The sequence below is a fragment of the Avibacterium endocarditidis genome (assembly GCF_002921145.1).
GTDB classification, from domain to species: Bacteria; Pseudomonadota; Gammaproteobacteria; order Enterobacterales; family Pasteurellaceae; genus Avibacterium; species Avibacterium endocarditidis.
Map to the genome: position 1 here is coordinate 1 of NZ_PQVI01000003.1, position 18,529 is coordinate 18,529.

General features: G+C 37.4%; 23 protein-coding genes and 2 pseudogenes. 13 read left to right on the forward strand and 12 right to left on the reverse strand.

What is annotated here, in order from left to right; all coding sequences use genetic code 11:
- Positions 1-166 precede the first annotated feature (166 nt).
- The 3 genes from C3Z13_RS12760 to mobH all read right to left on the reverse strand — a co-directional run bounded on the left by C3Z13_RS12760 (position 167) and on the right by mobH (position 3,028).
- On the reverse strand, positions 167-289 hold the full coding sequence (locus C3Z13_RS12760; RefSeq protein WP_342750321.1) for a hypothetical protein: 123 nt from the start codon (positions 287-289) through the stop codon (positions 167-169).
- On the reverse strand, positions 289-837 hold the full coding sequence (locus C3Z13_RS00315; protein ID WP_342750322.1) for a tyrosine-type recombinase/integrase: 549 nt from the start codon (positions 835-837) through the stop codon (positions 289-291). Before C3Z13_RS00315 ends, C3Z13_RS12760 begins: the two co-directional genes overlap by 1 nt.
- Positions 838-1,066: 229 nt before the next feature.
- Positions 1,067-3,028: a MobH family relaxase gene (gene mobH / locus C3Z13_RS00320; protein WP_103854619.1), complete on the reverse strand. Its 1,962-nt coding sequence runs from the start codon at positions 3,026-3,028 to the stop codon at positions 1,067-1,069.
- A 266-nt stretch (positions 3,029-3,294) separates the two neighbouring features.
- Between mobH and C3Z13_RS00325 the strand changes: the two genes are divergently transcribed.
- The 4 genes from C3Z13_RS00325 (at position 3,295) to C3Z13_RS00340 (ending at position 6,356) form a co-directional block, all read left to right on the forward strand.
- Positions 3,295-3,555 carry a type II toxin-antitoxin system TacA family antitoxin gene (locus C3Z13_RS00325; RefSeq protein ID WP_103854620.1) on the forward strand — a complete coding sequence of 87 codons (261 nt, stop codon included), beginning with the start codon at positions 3,295-3,297 and terminating at the stop codon, positions 3,553-3,555.
- 4 nt (positions 3,556-3,559) lie between these two features.
- Positions 3,560-4,027 (forward strand): GNAT family N-acetyltransferase, encoded by a 468-nt coding sequence (locus C3Z13_RS00330; protein WP_103854621.1) that lies wholly within the window; start codon positions 3,560-3,562, stop codon positions 4,025-4,027.
- A gap of 441 nt (positions 4,028-4,468) precedes the next feature.
- The gene (locus C3Z13_RS00335) at positions 4,469-5,791 is read left to right on the forward strand and encodes an AAA family ATPase (RefSeq protein WP_219827865.1); all 1,323 of its coding nucleotides are present in this window, start codon (positions 4,469-4,471) and stop codon (positions 5,789-5,791) included.
- On the forward strand, positions 5,766-6,356 hold the full coding sequence (locus tag C3Z13_RS00340) for an HNH endonuclease family protein (RefSeq protein WP_103854623.1): 591 nt from the start codon (positions 5,766-5,768) through the stop codon (positions 6,354-6,356). The genes C3Z13_RS00335 and C3Z13_RS00340 overlap by 26 nt, the downstream gene beginning before the upstream one ends.
- 25 nt (positions 6,357-6,381) lie before the next feature.
- On the opposite strand, the gene C3Z13_RS00345 is transcribed toward C3Z13_RS00340, so the two are convergent.
- Complete coding sequence (locus tag C3Z13_RS00345; protein ID WP_103854624.1) at positions 6,382-6,645, reverse strand: hypothetical protein; 264 nt, start codon at positions 6,643-6,645, stop codon at positions 6,382-6,384.
- Positions 6,646-6,905: 260 nt separating this feature from the next.
- Between C3Z13_RS00345 and C3Z13_RS00350 the strand changes: the two genes are divergently transcribed.
- On the forward strand, positions 6,906-7,385 hold the full coding sequence (locus C3Z13_RS00350; RefSeq protein ID WP_219827866.1) for a recombinase family protein: 480 nt from the start codon (positions 6,906-6,908) through the stop codon (positions 7,383-7,385).
- An 82-nt stretch (positions 7,386-7,467) separates the two neighbouring features.
- A pseudogene (locus C3Z13_RS12920) lies at positions 7,468-7,560 on the forward strand (hypothetical protein); the annotation flags it as partial.
- Between the two features lie 612 nt (positions 7,561-8,172).
- On the opposite strand, the gene C3Z13_RS00360 reads toward C3Z13_RS12920, so the two are convergent.
- The 5 genes from C3Z13_RS00360 to C3Z13_RS00380 all read right to left on the reverse strand — a co-directional run bounded on the left by C3Z13_RS00360 (position 8,173) and on the right by C3Z13_RS00380 (position 11,521).
- Complete coding sequence (locus C3Z13_RS00360; RefSeq protein WP_103854626.1) at positions 8,173-8,589, reverse strand: hypothetical protein; 417 nt, start codon at positions 8,587-8,589, stop codon at positions 8,173-8,175.
- Between the two features lie 153 nt (positions 8,590-8,742).
- Positions 8,743-9,711 (reverse strand): ArdC family protein, encoded by a 969-nt coding sequence (locus C3Z13_RS00365; protein ID WP_103854627.1) that lies wholly within the window; start codon positions 9,709-9,711, stop codon positions 8,743-8,745.
- Between the two features lie 78 nt (positions 9,712-9,789).
- On the reverse strand, positions 9,790-10,617 hold the full coding sequence (locus tag C3Z13_RS00370; RefSeq protein WP_103854628.1) for a hypothetical protein: 828 nt from the start codon (positions 10,615-10,617) through the stop codon (positions 9,790-9,792).
- 191 nt (positions 10,618-10,808) lie between these two features.
- Positions 10,809-11,066 carry a hypothetical protein gene (locus C3Z13_RS00375; protein ID WP_103854629.1) on the reverse strand — a complete coding sequence of 86 codons (258 nt, stop codon included), beginning with the start codon at positions 11,064-11,066 and terminating at the stop codon, positions 10,809-10,811.
- Positions 11,067-11,176: 110 nt separating this feature from the next.
- Positions 11,177-11,521 carry a hypothetical protein gene (locus tag C3Z13_RS00380; RefSeq protein ID WP_103854630.1) on the reverse strand — a complete coding sequence of 115 codons (345 nt, stop codon included), beginning with the start codon at positions 11,519-11,521 and terminating at the stop codon, positions 11,177-11,179.
- A 242-nt stretch (positions 11,522-11,763) separates the two neighbouring features.
- On the opposite strand from C3Z13_RS00380, the gene C3Z13_RS00385 reads away from it, so the two are divergent.
- The 7 genes and pseudogenes from C3Z13_RS00385 to C3Z13_RS00415 all read left to right on the forward strand — a co-directional run bounded on the left by C3Z13_RS00385 (position 11,764) and on the right by C3Z13_RS00415 (position 16,316).
- The gene (locus C3Z13_RS00385; RefSeq protein WP_181021972.1) at positions 11,764-12,342 is read left to right on the forward strand and encodes a TIGR03757 family integrating conjugative element protein; all 579 of its coding nucleotides are present in this window, start codon (positions 11,764-11,766) and stop codon (positions 12,340-12,342) included.
- Between the two features lie 2 nt (positions 12,343-12,344).
- A pseudogene (locus C3Z13_RS00390) lies at positions 12,345-13,300 on the forward strand (TIGR03756 family integrating conjugative element protein).
- A gap of 17 nt (positions 13,301-13,317) precedes the next feature.
- Entirely contained in the window at positions 13,318-14,394 is a 1,077-nt protein-coding gene (locus C3Z13_RS12925) for an integrating conjugative element protein (protein ID WP_103854632.1), read from the forward strand.
- 26 nt (positions 14,395-14,420) lie between these two features.
- Positions 14,421-14,873, forward strand: coding sequence for a hypothetical protein (locus tag C3Z13_RS12930; protein ID WP_103854633.1), 453 nt, complete (start codon positions 14,421-14,423; stop codon positions 14,871-14,873).
- Complete coding sequence (locus tag C3Z13_RS12935; RefSeq protein WP_245872481.1) at positions 14,849-15,307, forward strand: lysozyme; 459 nt, start codon at positions 14,849-14,851, stop codon at positions 15,305-15,307. Before C3Z13_RS12930 ends, C3Z13_RS12935 begins: the two co-directional genes overlap by 25 nt.
- Positions 15,308-15,354: 47 nt before the next feature.
- Positions 15,355-15,786, forward strand: a complete 432-nt coding sequence (locus C3Z13_RS00410) for a hypothetical protein (protein WP_146256837.1) — start codon at positions 15,355-15,357, stop codon at positions 15,784-15,786.
- Between the two features lie 203 nt (positions 15,787-15,989).
- A complete protein-coding gene (locus C3Z13_RS00415; protein WP_103854635.1) occupies positions 15,990-16,316 on the forward strand; it encodes a hypothetical protein in 327 nt (108 codons plus the stop codon).
- 50 nt (positions 16,317-16,366) lie between these two features.
- Here C3Z13_RS00415 and C3Z13_RS00420 read toward each other — a convergent pair whose 3' ends face one another.
- From C3Z13_RS00420 to C3Z13_RS00430, 3 genes are read right to left on the reverse strand one after another with little or no spacing between them, the layout of a single operon-like run.
- Positions 16,367-17,875 carry a conjugal transfer protein TraG N-terminal domain-containing protein gene (locus C3Z13_RS00420; RefSeq protein ID WP_103854636.1) on the reverse strand — a complete coding sequence of 503 codons (1,509 nt, stop codon included), beginning with the start codon at positions 17,873-17,875 and terminating at the stop codon, positions 16,367-16,369.
- A gap of 4 nt (positions 17,876-17,879) precedes the next feature.
- Positions 17,880-18,173, reverse strand: coding sequence for a hypothetical protein (locus C3Z13_RS00425; RefSeq protein ID WP_146256838.1), 294 nt, complete (start codon positions 18,171-18,173; stop codon positions 17,880-17,882).
- Positions 18,157-18,516 (reverse strand): hypothetical protein, encoded by a 360-nt coding sequence (locus C3Z13_RS00430; protein ID WP_181021973.1) that lies wholly within the window; start codon positions 18,514-18,516, stop codon positions 18,157-18,159. Before C3Z13_RS00430 ends, C3Z13_RS00425 begins: the two co-directional genes overlap by 17 nt.
- Positions 18,517-18,529 lie beyond the last annotated feature (13 nt).

Genomic DNA, 18,529 nt, shown 5'->3' on the forward strand with positions numbered 1-18,529 from the left:
GCGGCGGATTTTGAATCCCTTGTGGCTCTCGTTATACATCTACACCCTACGCAATAGAACAAAACCGATCCAAGTACACATAACCTCTTGAATCGGGATTCATTCTACTATTTTTTCATTGCTTGTAAAGCCTAGACATTAAATTTCATCAAATTTAGAGCTATTTTTACAAACCATCCACACACTCCCTTATCATTTCACTATCATATTCTATATAACTTAAGGTAACCTTTATATCACAATGCCCTAAAAGTTGTTTAACGCTATAAACATTGTCTACGTTCTTCATTAATTGTGTTGCAATTGTATGCCTAAAACGGTGAGCTGATACATAAAACCAACAAGTTTTGAAATAACCGAAAAAATGTGGCTCACCTGATTAACTGACATTTCCCCTCCTCTATTTACAACAACTTTAGATACTTTATTTATATTGAATAGCTGATCTTTTTCAGTCTGTTTCAATCTCAGCATCTCAAACTTTAATTTACATAAATATGGGTATAGTTTTTTCGAAATAGGGATTTCATGATAATGGTGATTTTTATTTATATGCGAAGGGATTGATATCACCTTACGTTCTAAATCTATATCACAAATTCTTAATTTTGTTAGTTGGCTTCGTCTTATCCCTGTATATCTAAACGTCTGAAATAGTGCCAAAATAAACCATCTTGGTGTTAAAATATCAGGCAAATTCTCTTTTGAACATAATAAATCATGGATAACATTTATTTGATCAATACTCAGCGTTTTTCTTTTTGCTTTGTCTTCAGTAATAAATAATTTAGTAAATGGATTTTTATCTAAAGAAATAAATTGATATTCTAATTGCAAAATTATATAAACTCCTTAAATGACGTGCGTAATTATTCCAAGTGACTGGTTTTGCTGATTTTAAAACATGCTCCCTCCATTGAATAACATACTCATGAGTAAAATCATTCGGCATAAGTTCAGGATAGGTTTTAGTTAAGACATTGACAATCTTCTTATACCCATCCATTGTACTTGGACGGAGTGATTTATATAAAAAATTTTTCAAGTAATTGTTTAAAAGTACATGTCATACTAATTCTCCTTGTAATTTTAACCATTGATTATTTAACAAAATTTTATCTCCAAAAAATAGGCTAGTATCCTCAATAAGATAACCGCTCAAAAAAGAATGTTTATTCGGACCAATAACTTTACATTCCCAAATATTACGACTGTCATCTTCCATATGTTGCCTTTTATGGATACCTAAATTCTGGAAGTGTTTTTGTAGCAGTTCCCACGATGCTTGATCAGTACTCCCCGCTACTTCTCGTAAATATAGCTGAAAGATACTTGGCGTAACAAGAAATAGATGATTCTCAACAATATGGAGTTTAGCATTAGGTCTATTCCAGGATAATTTTTCAGCAATCACCCCTGCTTTTATCCAATCAATAAATTTTTTACCATCTATCATGTCAGATAAATCTGTACTTACCGCCAAGGTGGGAGATACATTATTGGACTTGGCCTGCTTGGAACGTTTTGGTTGTTTTGGCTGTTGCAGTTGCCCTACTTGAATGATTTCTTGTCCGACTGTGACCGGAGGCACAGTATTTACTGTTTCAGTCATAGAAGTCTCAAATCCTGATCCATGTTTCACTGCCTCTTTACACGTGGGTTCAATTTGAGAAAATAAATTAAGTGTAAAATCAATATCACTTACGCCCACTGTTTCAACTTTTTTATTGTTTATTGCCTCTCTTTGGCATTCTGTTTCAGAGCCTTTATTTTCAGGTGTATTTTCTGTTACCGCCGACCTATTTAATGAAGATGATGGAGACATATCTGAAGAAATAGGGATAGTATTCTCCTCAGATTTTGCGCTCTCTTCAACCACAAAGGTTACTCGCCCTTCAAATAATTCAGGGCGTTTGTCTATACTATCCCAAATAATATTCGGATCAATTTTAAGTAATGTAAAAGGTTTCGCAGGTGCCCAACCCACATTTGATACTACTTGACCATTCCATATAGCCGTTCCCGATTGTGTTTTCTGAATCGAATTATGTGCTTGCAATTCATCAAATAATTTTCCATTCTGGCTCGGTACGGAAATGCCCTGGCTTAATAAGTGTGCTCTAATATTGTCAGCCGTACTTTTACTCATTAGCCATAATCCCTCCTCTGTTAACCAACCATCAGAACCACCTTTTGGTGCATTTAATTTAAAATGGCTCACAACATGCCGTAAGGCAATGTGTAATTGTTTTGCAAAAGAAACTTTAGGTTGTTCAGATAATTTATTAGGGTCGCCTCCCAAGGCCAGCGTCACACTAATTTGATCCGCTTTTTGGATAATCTCTGTAAGTATTCCCGCTCTGTCGTGATGACCTGTAATTGTATACATCAGAGATGAAAAGGCCTGCTGATAAGTAGCTAACCAATCAAAAGCCACGTTAGGAATAAGATAATTTGCAAAAAATCCCCCAATCGCAGGGGGCAATGCATAATCCCTGTCCTTGATATATCTAAACTTGTAAGGCTGTGTCGGTATGCCATTCCAAGGATACCAACGTTCCCCATTTTTTTGTATTACTTCAAGATCAACAGCAACTTTACCAATATCATGTAATAAGGCCCCATAAATAATTGCCGCAGTCCATACATCACGCTGTTTTGCTTGTTCTTCTGGCGCAGCATTTTGCGGTAAAACATAATTTTGACGGAGTTTTGTGGCAATTGAGATAACCTCTAAACCATGATCTAGCATACCGCCAACATGGGAATGATGATGGGATTCTGAGGCAGGTAATAATTGCACCATTTCTGCATATCTTTCTATCGGCTCACGGTAATAGTGCTTAAACATCTCAGGCGACATTGAGACATTTTGCCAAATGGTTGTTAGATATTGTTGTCTCAGTGGGGTATTTAGCAGCTCATCTGCTTTTTTAGGTATAAACCATCCCTCTTTATTAAAAATATGGGAGGGAGCAATATTCTCTTTTTCTACCTTTTTAAACTTAGAAAGAATACGTAATAGCATTGAAAACTCTTGTTACATAAATCTATGATGATTTATTAAAACAAGGTTTTGAGCTACTCAGAAGACAAAATTTAATATTATTTATTTATAGTTTTTAAATGTTATAAGTTTACCTATGTTCAAATCAATCCTTATTTAGAGTTTTCTACTTTTATCGCCAATCACGCAAGCCATACCTTGTTATGTTACCAAAGTGCTTGCATACACAATAACTACACATTATAATTTGTATATTGATTGTATATTAATAGGATATGGAGACAACTATGCGTACAGCTGCAATTAACTTACGAGCTAAACCAATACAGCGTGATTTGATTGATCATGCAGCGTCTTTACTTGGAAAAACACGCTCTGATTTTATGTTAGATGCTGCTTGCACTTATGCACAAAACGTTATTTTAGATAGAGCAGTGTTTCAGCTTAATGAGGATAAATTTAATCATTTCATTGAAATACTTGAGCAGCCAGACTTAACTAATCCTGGGTTAGAGAAATTGATGGCTATCAACTCACCTTGGGAATGATAACGTGTATTCTAAACCTGAATTATTAACACACAACCATCACCTTGATTTATTTGATTGTGGTGAAGATTCACTAAATAGGTGGCTTAGACACAATGCAGTTAAAAATCAACAAAGTCAAGCAAGTAGAACATTCGTAATCTGTAAAGAGAATGTTGTTATCGGTTTTTATGCCTTAGCGGCAGGGTCAATAACTCATGAGTTTGCACCTGGTTCGTTAAGACGTAATATGCCTAAACCTATCCCAGTTATTGTCTTAGGGAGATTAGCTATAGATGTAAAATATCAAGGAAAAAAATTAGGGGCTGCATTACTCAAAGATGCAGTATTGAGAGCAAAAGTTGTATCAGAACAGGTTGGAGTGCGAGCTTTGTTAGTACATGCTTTGAATAAGCAAGCAAGGCAATTCTATTTACATTATGGTTTTCAACCATCTCCAATTGATGATATGTTATTGATGCTCAAATTGTAATTATTAAATTTTTATTGAGCTAACATCATTACTAAATAATCACTGGTTTTAACGTTCCTGTTTAAAATAAGTCTTGTGAGACTCCTCTAGGGCTTTACGTTTCTATAGGAAAGCCCTTTAGCCTTTTCGCAAGGCCCTTTCGGGTAAGTCCGCTCCACTTCTGTGGAGCGGTTTACCCTTGAAAAATTCCCCTTCCCCCCTTGGCCCTTTACTAGTTAACTAATAAAAGCACGGTTGAAAATTTTATCTATCTGTAAATTGGCTAAAACTCCGCGTATTACAATATGATTTTTTATATAATTCATGCTATCCTTATTCTATGTCTAGGCTTTGCAAGCAAACCTTGCACCCTATACAAGTGGATAAACTTTTTAAGTATTACACCTAAGCCATCAACAGAACAGCTATTGGTACTTTCGGCGGTAAATGATGATAAACTCATTGAAATTAAAAAATGTTGGACCTAAAGACAATTTAGAACTAAAACTAGGAACAAGATTAAATATCTTTACTGGTGATAATGGACTTGGCAAAAGCTTTTTACTTGACATCATTTGGTGGGCGTTAACTCGAACCTGGCCCAATGATATTAATTCAGAGATTGTAACCGGTTATTTAGCCAAGCCACGTGATATGGCACAAAAAAAAGAAGCTAAAATTGAATTTAACATCATTGGTAAAACAGGAAAACCAAAGAAATACAGTAGTACCTACGATGCTCGTGATGAAACATGGTCTGGCAGACAAGGGAGGCCAATAAATCCTGGTTTGGTCATTTACACAATGTCAGACGGCAGTTTTGCTCTATGGGATCCTGCTCGTAATTATTGGAAACAGAAAGGCGGAATTGATATTCAAGAACGTGTGCCTGCTTATGTCTATACTCAAAAGGAAATTTGGGATGGGCAGATTATCAAAAATTCTAATAATAAAGATGAACAAATTTTTGAAGGATTAGTACGTGATTGGAGTTTTTGGCAAATAGGAAATACTGAAGAATTCAGGTTATTAAAAGAATTGCTCAAATCTCTTTCGCCTGAAAATGAATTACTTGAACCAGGTGAGCTCACTCGTATTCGATTAGATGATGGCCGGAAGATACCTACTATCAAAATGCCTTATGGTAAGGAAGTGCCCCTTTATCACTTATCTTCAGGTGTAAGAAGAATTATAACTTTATGCTATTTCCTTGTATATGCTTGGCAAGAGCATCGTGAAAATGCAAGATTATTAGGCGAAGAACCAACAAAACAAATCATTTTTTTAATTGACGAAATTGAAGCACATTTACACCCTAAATGGCAGAGACAAATTATTCCAACTTTATTAAATGTAATGACTAAACTTGTAAATGGCGCACAAACTCAATTAATTACGGCCACACACTCTCCACTGATTATGGCTTCTCTTGAGCCTATTTTTGATCCAGTTAAAGATTTATGGGTGGATTTTGATTTAAAAGATGGTCTAGTTGAAGTAAAAGAAGAGCTTTTTGAAAAATTTGGCTCCATTAATAATTGGTTAGAGAGCGAAGCTTTTAATTTAAAAAATAGTTATGCGTTTGAATATGAAAAGTTAATAGAGGAAGCTAAAGCTTTAATTAGTTCAAAAAGAAAAGCTCAACCAACCAAAGATGAAATAGAATCTATGCGTAAAAGACTATCAGACGCACTCTCCCCTACTGATGAGTTTCTATTTTATTGGCGTTCCATTTGCGAAAAAAAAGGATACCTCCCTCATGTTACCAGTAAAACCTCATCCTGAACCTGGATATTTCAATCAACAAATTAGGGAACCAGGTAAAGCATGCCTGAAAGCCAATCCTGGTAAAAACAGATTAAAACCTTTCTGGACAAAGTGTTTGGGAGATATGCATTCCATATATCACGGAATATGTTGCTACTATGCCATATATATTGAACTTGAAAACGGTGCTTCGACGGTAGATCATTTTAAACCTAAAAATAAATATCCAGATTATGCATATGAATGGAGTAATTTTAGATTTTGTTGTCTACAAGCAAATCGTAGGAAACGTGATTATGAGGATATAATAGATCCGATGCATCTAAAAAAAGATATTTTACAGTTAGATATTGGGTCGGGGGAAATATATTATAGTGATCAGATTTCAGCGCCTGAAAAAGCATTATTAGAATCCACAATTGATCGTCTAAAATTAAATAGCCAAAGAATGTGTAATATGAGAATACGTCATCTGGCTGAATATTTACAGGGAAACATTAGTGGTAAAGGATTAAAACAAGAAGCCCCTTTGTATATTATGAAGCTTGCCGTCAGGGCATATATAATTTCTTTAAAAGACTAATTAGTAATATCATAACTATCATCAATTATGATATTGAATTTTTTTCTATCTGATTTTCCTCATCATCTTCTGGTTCAGTGGCTCTACGTGAGTTTAACCATTCTTCTTCTGATAAAAATTGTCTATAATTACAAATCATCATTCCTACATCATCACGTCCCCATAATCCGGCATAGTTAAATATTGACTCCTCTGGCTCTGCATGACAAATTTCTCCTTCACTTTGAGCAACGGCCAAATTTGAAAGCATAACGACTAGAATAATGATTATTTTGATAATAGCTGGCATTTTGATGATGATTTAAAAGTATCAATGTTGTTCCAGTGTAATAAATTTCATCTTTTTCTCATCCTAGAAACTATCTGAAATTTCAAAACAATTAATTCTCCTAAAATCTCCTGATATTTTGCAAAATAAGTACGTCATTAGGGTATACCTCAATGACACAGGCAAAAAGCCATTAAATGCCTCCGTCATTTAGACCAAAAATGGGGTTCAATAACAGGGTCATAAAAAAATAACCTTAATGAAGGTATATTGAGTATTTTATGTTCGCACGAATTTATATGCGGGTTTCAACCGAAGAGCAAGACCTACAACGCCAAGATAAATTGATCGAAGATGCAAAACAAAAAGGATTTTATGTGGTTGCGGTTTATCGTGAAAAAATTTCAGGTACAACAGAATGGGAAAAACGCCCTGAGCTCTCACGGTTAATTAGTGATTTGCAACAAAATGACGTAGTGATTGCAGAGAGCATCGATCGTTTAACACGATTAGAGCCGAAAAAAGCCCTTGAACTGATTGATGCCATACAATCGAAAGGAGCAAAAATTCAGGTTCCCGAAGTATTTGACTTTGATACCGTATCACAAAGCCTCGGTACAAGTGCAGAGGTTTTTGATCCTAAATTTTTAATGTCTGATCTCTTTTTAGCAATGCAGAATATGTTTTTAAAACTCGCCGTCAGTGTGGCACACAATGATTTCCAAAAAGAAAAGCAAGACAACATCAGGGAATTGCACTAGCACGCAAACAAAAGAAATATCGAGGACGGCAACCTAATACCGCATTACACCACGCCATTATTGAACAACGGAAAATGGGACATCCATTAAAGAGACCGCGGCAATCCTTAATACAAGTGAAAGTACGGTATTACGGGTTTGGCGACAAAGAAAAATAATCGTGAGGAATAAGTAATGGAAAAAGTAACATTATCAAAATCAGCCAAACCAATTAAAGAAAAGAATACGCTCTTCGCAATTATTTGGATATCTTTTTTATTGATTTTGTATGTAACCTGGCGCTTCATTATTATTTTTTTGAAAATGAACAAAACTCTATTACTATTTTTAGTATTTTACTTCCTTTCGGTATAGGCATTCCTTGTCTATGCTTTCAAACTGCTTGCTCTTGGTCTTCAAAGTATGTATATAAATACGAAAGTAATACAATACCTGTTATATGGGGAGGGGACCTGAATAAGTATTTCAAAATAAAAATTAAAGCGACAACTTTGAGTTTTAAATATATAGGTTTAATATCCTTTATCATATCACTTCCTATTTTTATGCTCTCATTATTGGGTAAATCAAGCTCAATAGTTATTGAGTTTTTTATTCATATGCTATATTTAACTGTATGCTTTAATTCTGCCGTGTGTTTTTTTCTTTTTACTCAAGCTTTTTTATTAACAACTCAATACAGGAAAGATATATGAAAAAATATGACGATTAATTTTATTTATAGCCCACCACAACTGGAGGAACAAACCCTCAGTATAGAAAAACTAGAGTTAGTTATTCATCTATGTCAACTGAGACTTGAAAGGGATATTGATTTACCATTAACGCATATTACTTTTATTCGAACTGATTTTGTACTCAGTAAAGAATGACCGTTAAGCCAATGGATAAAATCACCCACTGTCCAGTGCCGCTCTCGTGATAACAAAGATAATCGTAACGCTTTCTTGCCATCTTTGATAAATTCATCAATTAACTCGTCGGTCAGTTGCTGTAACCTATCTAGCCCCAATAATCGAAATGATGGCCAACCATAGCCTCCAGAAACAATATTCACTTCTTCAGGCATTGGGATTAACAAGTTAAAATCAACCACATGCTGATTTTCTTCTTGATCGAAGCGGAAAACTTTTTCAACAATCGACTTCAGCATGGCAGAATCTTGAGCTGAGACTTCAAGGGTATTTTCACACCAATTTGGCATCGTGTATCTCCTTATTTAAGTGAAATGATAAAAGGGATACACTGCCCCAAAGGGATAAATGTATCCCCATTGGGAAAAGTGCGGTGAAATTTAACCGCATTTTTAAAGGTTGAAAGGAAGAGGGCATCATTAAATGATGCCACTCCGTATGGTTTACGCTGCTTCGGGATAGTAATGTTCATATTGTTTTTGAACATCAAGCGTCTCAAGCATATATTCACAGGCTTTGCGGGCAAATCCTGAAGCTTTGAGAATGGCACGATTATCCTCTTTCAAAATCTTGAGCCAACTTTGAATATAGGCGGCATTTTGTGGAACTTGGTTAAACCCAAGATGTGCACATAAAAATGCCCCGCCCATTTCAGCAATCAGTTCTTCAAAGGCATAGACTTTGTTGCCAAATTTGGCTTTCCCAGAGGCAATGCCTTCTCGATTTAAACGCGAGGCGTGCCCTGTGGCGTGCGTCATTTCGTGCAAAAGTACGCTGTAAAAATCCTGCTCTGAATGGAATTGCTTCATTTCAGGCATCACGATTTTATCGGCATTCGGTCGATAAAAAGCGTTAGGGCTTGGCTCGATATTAACCGTTAGCGACATACCGTCGATAATTTTGCGAATATCTGCGTAAATCTGGTATTGGGTCAGCTCAGCATCTACAGCACGTTCTTGAACGTTATCAAACATTACTTTCGGCAAACCGTCGCATTGTTCGATGTTGAAAACAGGATAACGTTTTAAAATGGCAAACTGCTCCATTTCAGGGTTGCCCTCTTCATCACAAATCGGGTTACCTTCGTCATCACATTTTTCACGCTCAATCGGGCAATAACTGGCGACAATAGTGGCTTTCTCACCTTTACGCACATAGCCACCTAATTTGTTAGCGGCCCGTGCGGTGATCCATTTACATTGTCGATAGCCATTTTCTGCACCAGCAATCCATAAAAGTAAGATATTTATTCCTTGATAGTATCGTCCTGACACGGCATTGCAAGGTATGCCTAAATTGCCTTCAGGGTTATCCCAAGGTTTTAGCCAAGGAACCGTGCCTGCTTCAAGTGCGGTGATAATTCTATCGGTAATTTCTTGATAAATATCTTTTTTCTGTGTTGAATTTTTCATTGTGGTTCTCCTAAATAAAAAGGGGAACCGCTCCACAATCGGAGAATGTTCCCCGATTGGGTTGAAAAGTCAGTCAATTTATTGAGGCTGACGTAATTGTGTTAAACCTGCCAACTTGTGTGCAAAGGTTCTCGCTTCACGAATGGCATCAAGGATTAAATCACGTCGATTGCCGCCGTAAGTGGTATCCTCACTCAAGTAAGTACACCAACCTAATGAACTTTCGCCCATTTGAATGTCGAGTGCTTTGTGATAGACCGTAGCACTTAAATCAACGATTTTCATGCCATTCAAAATGGCTTCGCAAAATTGATTGGTATCCTCATAGCCAAAATCTTCTGAGCTAAAATAGCCATAATGAAAAGGCACGGGTTCAACCGTAAATTCAATGCGATACTGTTTAGTGTTAATGGTGCGACGTTTTTCTTCTGGTTCAATATACATTGATTCCAGCAAACGATACCCAAGACGTTCCAGCATTGTTGAGGTGTCTTTAATGTATTCGCCTAAATCCGCAATAAAGTTGTCCCAGATTTCTCTGAATATGGCTTTATCTTTGTTGCGAATATCTCGAAAGCAAAACGCTTCTTCCGCTGGACGCGTATCAAGGCTCATTGTATTACAATGGGAATAGCGATAACCGAAATGATTACGCGTAATGTCAAGCACATTGAAATATTCATTCGCTCCAATATATTCGGCAATAAATGCAAATCGGCGATAGGCTTTCTCTGTTTGTTCAGGATAAATGTGTTTATACAGATTAATCCAATCATCAGAATAAAGCCGACCATAAAAGGCAACGCCATCGCCTTGGCTATAAGAAAGCGAACTTTCAATCGTTAACTCACTTGGAAAGCCTGCCTCAACCAATTTATTGTCAAAATAAGTGTGTAAAATATTCATTGTGTTTCTCCAAAATAAAAAAGGGGAAACACATTCCCTCAAGGGAAACGTTTTCCCCTAAGGATAGGAATATCTTATCGTAATACGATTAAGATAGGTGTTGAAAGGTTAAGCCCCTTTGCGTAAATCATCACTTAAGCGTAATAACGTTACCGTCTGTAAATGATGGAATAATGCCTTTAGCTTGGCTTTCATCTTGTTCGCCCTCCTGAGACCAACAAGGTATTTTCGTCTTTTTGAGTCACCTCTAAAAAACGAAAATGTGAACCATTCTGAGCAGGCATTTTTTGTAAAAATCGCACCGCACTTTCTTGTGGTTGGCGAGCAGCCCAAACAGCCTTAGCTTGCTGAATAACTTCATCAATCAAGGCTTGCTGGGGTTTCGTATCAAGATGCTGATATTTCGGCATATAATCTCCAATTGCCGAGAGTAAAATTTGCACTCTCATTGTGTTTCTCCTCGATAAAAGATAGGGAAACACTCCATAGAGAAGTATTTCCCTATGAAATATGAATAAAATCTTAATTAAATCACTAAGATTTACTATTTATTGACAAATTAAATCAACATGAAGTATGCCCCGAAAGCTCCCGCAAGTAATGAAAGCATCATCAATCCCAAAGAGATGAAAATCCAACGCTTTTTCTTTTGACGAGCTTCTTGTTCAAACGCTTCTGCTTGAGCGGCTAAATGAGCGAATATTTCCTGATCAATTAGCCTTTGCTCTTCTTCAATGCGTTGGTTGATCCCTTTTGTGACATCAAGGTATTTATTGGTTGCTGCTTTCTTTGCAGAAACAAACATACCACCTAATTGATGGCCCAATTTATTGAAGATATTAGATTTTGGTTTAGAGGCGAATGGATCAAATACATCCAGTTCTTTAGAAGTAAGATTATTCATAATGAATTCTCCATTAAAAGTTTAAAAAAATTCAAGGAGAAATCACCCACAGGGAATGATTTTTCCCTGAACAGGTTATGAATGTGAAAGATGCGTTCCCGAACAATATGTCGGAGTCCTTTTCAGAACGCTGAGGAACATTTAGGCAGTGAACCAATCTTGCCGCAACAAGATCGTAGCGTTATAGGTTCTCGCTACCTACTTTGCTATCCATGATAGCGAAAGATTACGATGATTATTTGATGTATTCACGTCATGATCAATCAAAAACTCTTTTTTCATTTTGGATAATTTATTCAATAAAAAATTCTCTAAAATTTAAACAGAGTTTTTCATTTCATTTACAACAAGAAATTTTTAAGGTTACGCTTAAGTTATTCTCTCTAAGGATTGTTATGCGAACCTTCAACTTAACCCCATTATTACTGTTAGTCTCGCCATTTTCTTGGGCTGCTCAAGAAACACAAATAACCGTATATACCAGTCAAAATTACCCTATACAGAATGCGAATTTAGCCCATCAAATCTACCTTATTGATCGTGTAGGACAACTTGAAACGCAATTTAGTGCCTCACTAAGCCCTAACCTGCAACAAGCAGAAAAAGAAGTCAGAAAAATGATGACCTCAGAAAATTGGAAGCAATTTGACAGAGCGATTCAAGAGGCTTATGTGGGAGTCACTAAAGCATGGGCCACGGGAGTTGCCAAAATCCCTGCCATTGTCTTTGAAAATGATACCCATACGCCGGCGGTAATTTATGGTGAAACCGATGTTCAGCGAGCCTTAACACGTTATGAACAATCCCATGTAAGGAAATGACGATGAAACAATCAATATTACGAAAAATACTATTAAGTCAGGTAACTGTAGCAGCTATTCATTTCATGCCTACGACTGCATCAGCGGAGATAAATACAGCAACTATCATGACATCAGGGGCTTCTCCAAGTTGTGCTGATTATCAAACCGTTGGCGTCTGTTATTGGCTGTACTGTACCTATTGGAGTTGCAGCGTAAAAACCTCCGTTAAGGTTCATCATTTTATTCCTGAGATGGTTGTCTCCGTCTATAACCATAATAATCAAAATCCCTGGAAAGAAGTGAATTTTATGAATCAAGGGGTTATGGGTGGCCAATATGAAACGCCAACTAAAAATACACGCAGTATACCTTTAAAAATGGCGATGCCATTGGCCATCCTGGGGGCATTATTTTGCAAATGCTCAGTAGCTATGGTTATTCATGCGAAAGCCAAACGACGCCATTTCAACCTTATTTTTTAAGCGCATTAGATGCCATTGCATGGCGCTCAAATATGCCGGAAATGTTCTATCCAGAGGCGATTACACCTGGCATGCGCGAAGTGAATAAAAACGGTGATGTGTGGGGAAATCTTTATCCACGCTCCGGAAGTGTGACTCAACCCCATGACTATAAAGCCGCGGCCGTTATCGCACAACGTATTGCAGACATTATTAGTCGTACAGGTCAGCTACATGTGTATTACCCTGCGACAAGACGAGGCGGCCAAGGTAAATGGTATCCCAAAGAAGTGAAAGAAGGCGATAAAAAAACACACCGTTGGCAAATGCTCAGCCCCAAAATGGAACAAAGTTGCTCTGTATTCCCTGATGGAAATGCGACAGATAGCTATGGCGATAAAGTCTCCCCAACAGAAAATTACAGTTGGGCACTTTGGCGTCCTTATGCCTGCTGCAAACGCGAAGGACAAGTATTTCTAGGCAATACAGATTGGATCACGACACATACTCATTAAATCAAGGATAAATTATAATGAAATTTAAAATAAGTGCGTTAAGTTTAGGTATTTTATTATCTTTATCAAATATCACACTGGCTAATACCGATTACGTTCAAGGTAGCGTATTATCCGATAAAGTTTTTTATCAAATCGGGGGAGGCTCAGCAATTGCTCCACCTCCGGCCCGAAAACGAGCTAATGAATATAGCCTCGGTATTGGATGGCGAGCGAACCTGATGTGCGGTAATTTTGACTTAAAAACAACAGTTAAAAATCAATTAAATGGGATTACTGAGGGATTTAAAGATTTGTACAGCAATGTCATTCAATCTGCAACGGGGGCAGTTGCAAGCCTACCAGCGATGATCATTCAACGCGCCAACCCACAACTGTACGATATATTAACCAATGGGCTATATCAGGGTAAAATTGATTTCGACAACTTAAAAACCAGCTGCGAAGAAATGTCTGAACAATTAGCCGACTATGCCATGGACAGTAAATGGGCCAAAATGGCGGGGCTAGAAAATTACAAAAAGATCACGGAATCCGAACCCGATGCGAAAAAAGCCAAAAAGAAACTGGAAAGTGAACAGGGGGAAAATGGGACGCCTTGGGTAGGAGGAGAAGCTAGAGGAGGGAAAGGACAAAAATCCCTTGAGTTAATTGGTGATGTTATCGGAGCAGGATTTAATATGGCTCAAGGACGCAACGTACTAAATAACAACCCAATACCTAAAACACAATGCGATGGGATGCTATGTACTGAATGGCAATCACCACAAGATATGCGAGATTATGCAATGCGTATCCTAGGTGAAAAAACAATGAAAACCTGTGATAATTGCGGCGGTAGAACCGAAAAAACAAAACCTGGCCGTGGTTTAGCCCAGAAATTGAAGCACAAACCAAAATTAAAAGCAACGCAATTAGAAAATATTTTAAATACGAATGACATTACCAATGAAAAACTCACTGAACTGAGCACATCAACGGTTGCCGTTACGAGAGGACTTATTGAAGCATTAAAAGAAGATCCTGATGCTCCAATACTTGGTGCGAGACTAGCCCAAGAGCTTGCAATATCCAAAGAGTTAGAAAAGCCTTAGTATTACGCCGAGTACTCTTAACAGGGATGCGAGAACCTAACGTAGCAAACAATGCTGCAGCCCAAGAAGATCTTGAAGTGGCCTTAAAAATGCTTGATAGAGAAATTGAACAAGTTAAATTAGAAATGGATTTGCAAAAATCAATTAGCAATAACACGGCAATAGCAATACTTAATAATCGAATCACTGACCAGTTACGTTCTCTTGATAGTAATGCGAACGATAACTCTAAGCGCTTAGCTAACTTATCTGGATTAGCCGGTAAAAATGATACTGATACCTCATTAGGTGGTGCACTAGGCTTTCCTAAACACCTACAAGAGCGATATATTTTAATCCCACGCTCTGAGGAAGCGAGTGGATTAGTGAATATCTATGCAAGTTATGCCCCAACAAGTCCTAGTTCTAGTTCAGGAGCATACTCTCCAATTGGTGTGCAATTAGTGGCACAGCAATGGAGCAAGCCTCTGGTTTATTAAAAACCTTTGAAGGCTACAGTAGCAAGGCATATTGGGATGTCAATGCTTATCGGACAGGATATGGCTCAGATACCATAACAAAAGCAGATGGAACGATTGTGCGTGTCACCAAAGACACTATCGTGACACGTGAAGATGCAGAAAGAGACTTGGCTCGACGTACACAAGAATTTGCCAATATTGCTAAAAGGGAAGTCTCACCAGAGACTTGGAATGCCCTATCTCCACAAGCACAAGCTGTATTAACCTCCTATGCTTATAATTATGGCACTCTGAGAAAAACCAAAAGCGTGATCACAGCCGCACAAAAATCTGCTGCAACAGGAGATATGACCGCACTTGCTGATGCGATACGCAATCGCCAAAACGATAACAAGGGCTCAAATGCAAGACGTCGTAATCAGGAAGCTGATTATATTCTAAATAAATCATAATAATGTATAATTTATCTAGAAATTAAACCTGACCATTAAGGAGCAATATGATGCGTAAAACACTATTCACGTTATTCGTTACAACAACACTTGCAACTATCACTGTACCTGCACAAGCTGCCACAGGAGCGATTTTTTCTTGTGTTTCAAAAGACGGTAATACCATTACTGTAGAAAAATCTGGTGCTAACTATGTGTTATCATACAAGAAATTAAGGCTCAGTAATGCGATAAAAGATATTATGCCGCGTAATAATACGATTGTTGCCAGTCGTTCTGGTCATATTTTGTATTCACTTGAATTTGAAGATAACCAAAATAGTTATTATGTGCAATATCAGGAGTCAATGGGCGATGGTAAACCACTATTTGCAGGGATATTTAAAGTACCTAACAATGCCGAACCGAAACAGTTTGCCGTGTGTAATACGAAAAAGCCTATGACGAAAAACTTTGAAACCTCACTTATGCCCCAATAACTTATGCCGCAATCTGGCGTAGGTTATTAATCATTATCTGCGACATAACGAAAAGCACACGAGAATGGTTTTATTCGTGTGCTTTTTTATCGCGCTATACAAGTCACGCTAACATCTGAATTCAATAAAATACGGTATTGACATCGAATAAAAAATAGTCGTATATTACAAATAATAAGGATAACTAATAGATTGGAGTATATATGTTAGGTCAAAAGATGAGTTATAAAGCGGGTCATAAATTAGGTTTATTATTTAAATCTACCCGAGCACTTTTTGAACGTTTAGCTATTAAGTTACGTATTCCTGCTAAATATGGCGAATATCTATTTATTGCCGTTTCTATTATTGTTGCTATCTTATCCCTCTATGTATTATTTGCCATATTTATAGTGCTATTTGTGCTGGCTTTTTTGAGGACAAAAACTCATTCGGATGATTCTGATGATACTAATAATGTGTGTTATGATGGCACTTCTCCATATGATCCATACTACTACGAATGGTATTACGGAAATGATGATGAATAAATGAGAAAATGCACTTATCTAATATACTTGAATAAGTGCATTTGGGCTTATTATAGGAGCTTATTCTTAATTTTGTCCGTTTCTTTCTCTGTTATATTACCTGTTTTATTTGCTCCTTTTTCCATAGCAGAAACTATATTACCTGCTTTTACTCCAGCCCATCCCATCATCCCCATCCATAAGGTTGGCAAAATCAGAAACAGTGTATTCACCACCGTTCCCATTACTGCATCATCAAACTCATTTTGAATGCCCATCCAGTTCCAAGAGGAATGAGTATCACTGAGATATAATGCCGAATACATCCAGGTATCTAACCACCTTGCCAGTTCCCACCAAAATGTGAGGAAAAATACCGAAAATTGCACAATAGTGATAGTGATTGCAGTAGAAATATTATAACCACTGACAACCATCAGAAGCGGAATCGCTAAATTAATAGCAAGTAGCATAATGCCCTGAAGCATCGGTAAGGCTTGCCGTATGGTTTCAAAGGTGGGCGCTGCAAATAATCCTCCTAGTGAATGGGTTGCATAAGTCGATATTTTTCGTAGACTATCAAAATGTATGCCATTATCTCCATCCGCAATCTGCCCACCATAACCACCATACACGCGGCCACTTGATACTTGGATATTTTGAGGACTGACTACGCGTCTTAATACGGCTTCTTCATACGTCTGCGCATCAGTACTTACTGTTTTTAACCGCTCCCAAATACTTTGTTCAACTTGTTGTAATAATCGCGCACGTAACCCAACTGAGCTATCAGACCACCAGGTTTTACAAGAGGGATACCCACCATTTCCCGTATTAGGTAGACCAACATCTCGCTTCGCATCATACGGCCAATGCGTCCGAGGTAACTTAGAACGATACGTATCATAAAGTCCTACGGTATTGAGCATAATCTTTGAACCAATCCAGTCTAAGTCTCTCGCTTGCGCTTCATCAAGTTCATATTGCAGACGTTTGATTTTAGAACGTGCGGGAATAAAACACTGCTCAACAAAGTCAGTGACCTCCTGACGTAATACTGGACTAGTAATCTGAGTATGTTGAATATCGAAGCGAATTTGCCTTAAATCTGGCTTACAAGGGATCGCCGCAACCATCCCATGTGTTATTCCCTTACTCAAAGTATAAGTAAATGCCCACCATATTGGTAAGGTGGCTTCTTTACCACTTAACTCTGAAGACAACTTTGCAAGCCCAGTATCTTGCGGTTTATAGACCGTATACCCACAGTTTTCCATCCGTTCGGTATTAAATTCTAATGTACTATATGACACCGTAAAAACAGGCATACAGGTCAGTATCATGGTCAAAAAGCTCATATAAATGGCATTTTCTAACCAACTTGCCAGCAATTTGCCTTTATTTCCCTCATCGTCTCCTTGCTCTCTTACTTTCAGCGTTAAGCCTATAATGTGGAAAAGAATAGGCAGGGCAAACACCCCAGTCTGAGTCAGTAAATCCCAAAGGTTATTGTTAATGATCCAGCCAAGTAATGTAAGAAAGTATTCAAAATAATTATCAACGGTAAGTGAGATATTCATCGTACTATACTCCTGTTCTGATAAGTTGCATCATATTGATACCCTCCATCACGACAACCCAAATCACACACGTAATCACTAACCGTTTAGTGTTATCTAATTTGTCTCGTAATTTGTATAAGAAAAATCCGACAACTGCATAAATAACAAATCGCAATAAGACGAATAACAACCAATATGATTTAAAAAGAGCAGGGAGTGCTAAATCAGCCCCATATTCTAAGGAAAAATGGGCAACCACAAACAATCCCACTATCAGGAAAAACACGATTGCAGCCAGTTTAGTCAGTGATTTCATTGTGCTCATCGTCGTGCTCCGTGTTAGCTTTTAAATGAATATTGGCTTGTAATTCTCGCTTTAATACCTTGGTTAACCAGTATGCATCGGTTGAATCAACAACACTAATATAACGTCGATAAGAATTATCAGTGTGATTGTTCGGAAATTCTGTATAACCGGCCACAATAATTTGTAACCCAAATTGACCAAGATCACCCCAAATAGTCAGTTTAATGTATCCCATATTTGTTACTCGATAAGGGAGCACATCTACTTTAGAAATATTTCCCGCATAGTGATGTACACATTCACACAGTGTATCAATCTGTTGCTGTACATCCGTTGAGAGTGTCTGTTTCAATGTACCCAAATCA

Excerpts from the sequence above, each read along its gene's own strand:
- C3Z13_RS00350 (WP_219827866.1), top strand. The coding sequence starts at position 6,906 with ATGTTCGCACGAATTTATATGCGGGTTTCAACCGAAGAGCAAGACCTA.
- C3Z13_RS00425 (WP_146256838.1), bottom strand. The coding sequence starts at position 18,173 with ATGAAATCACTGACTAAACTGGCTGCAATCGTGTTTTTCCTGATAGTG.
- C3Z13_RS00360 (WP_103854626.1), bottom strand. The coding sequence starts at position 8,589 with ATGCCAAATTGGTGTGAAAATACCCTTGAAGTCTCAGCTCAAGATTCT.
- C3Z13_RS12760 (WP_342750321.1), bottom strand. The coding sequence starts at position 289 with ATGAAGAACGTAGACAATGTTTATAGCGTTAAACAACTTTTAGGGCAT.
- C3Z13_RS00385 (WP_181021972.1), top strand. The coding sequence starts at position 11,764 with ATGTATTCACGTCATGATCAATCAAAAACTCTTTTTTCATTTTGGATA.
- C3Z13_RS00365 (WP_103854627.1), bottom strand. The coding sequence starts at position 9,711 with ATGAAAAATTCAACACAGAAAAAAGATATTTATCAAGAAATTACCGAT.
- C3Z13_RS12925 (WP_103854632.1), top strand. The coding sequence starts at position 13,318 with ATGAAATTTAAAATAAGTGCGTTAAGTTTAGGTATTTTATTATCTTTA.
- C3Z13_RS00345 (WP_103854624.1), bottom strand. The coding sequence starts at position 6,645 with ATGCCAGCTATTATCAAAATAATCATTATTCTAGTCGTTATGCTTTCA.
- C3Z13_RS00375 (WP_103854629.1), bottom strand. The coding sequence starts at position 11,066 with ATGAGAGTGCAAATTTTACTCTCGGCAATTGGAGATTATATGCCGAAA.
- C3Z13_RS12935 (WP_245872481.1), top strand. The coding sequence starts at position 14,849 with ATGGAGCAAGCCTCTGGTTTATTAAAAACCTTTGAAGGCTACAGTAGC.
- C3Z13_RS12930 (WP_103854633.1), top strand. The coding sequence starts at position 14,421 with ATGCGAGAACCTAACGTAGCAAACAATGCTGCAGCCCAAGAAGATCTT.
- C3Z13_RS00325 (WP_103854620.1), top strand. The coding sequence starts at position 3,295 with ATGCGTACAGCTGCAATTAACTTACGAGCTAAACCAATACAGCGTGAT.
- C3Z13_RS00370 (WP_103854628.1), bottom strand. The coding sequence starts at position 10,617 with ATGAATATTTTACACACTTATTTTGACAATAAATTGGTTGAGGCAGGC.
- C3Z13_RS00380 (WP_103854630.1), bottom strand. The coding sequence starts at position 11,521 with ATGAATAATCTTACTTCTAAAGAACTGGATGTATTTGATCCATTCGCC.
- C3Z13_RS00340 (WP_103854623.1), top strand. The coding sequence starts at position 5,766 with ATGTTACCAGTAAAACCTCATCCTGAACCTGGATATTTCAATCAACAA.
- C3Z13_RS00420 (WP_103854636.1), bottom strand. The coding sequence starts at position 17,875 with ATGAATATCTCACTTACCGTTGATAATTATTTTGAATACTTTCTTACA.
- mobH (WP_103854619.1), bottom strand. The coding sequence starts at position 3,028 with ATGCTATTACGTATTCTTTCTAAGTTTAAAAAGGTAGAAAAAGAGAAT.
- C3Z13_RS00410 (WP_146256837.1), top strand. The coding sequence starts at position 15,355 with ATGATGCGTAAAACACTATTCACGTTATTCGTTACAACAACACTTGCA.
- C3Z13_RS00415 (WP_103854635.1), top strand. The coding sequence starts at position 15,990 with ATGTTAGGTCAAAAGATGAGTTATAAAGCGGGTCATAAATTAGGTTTA.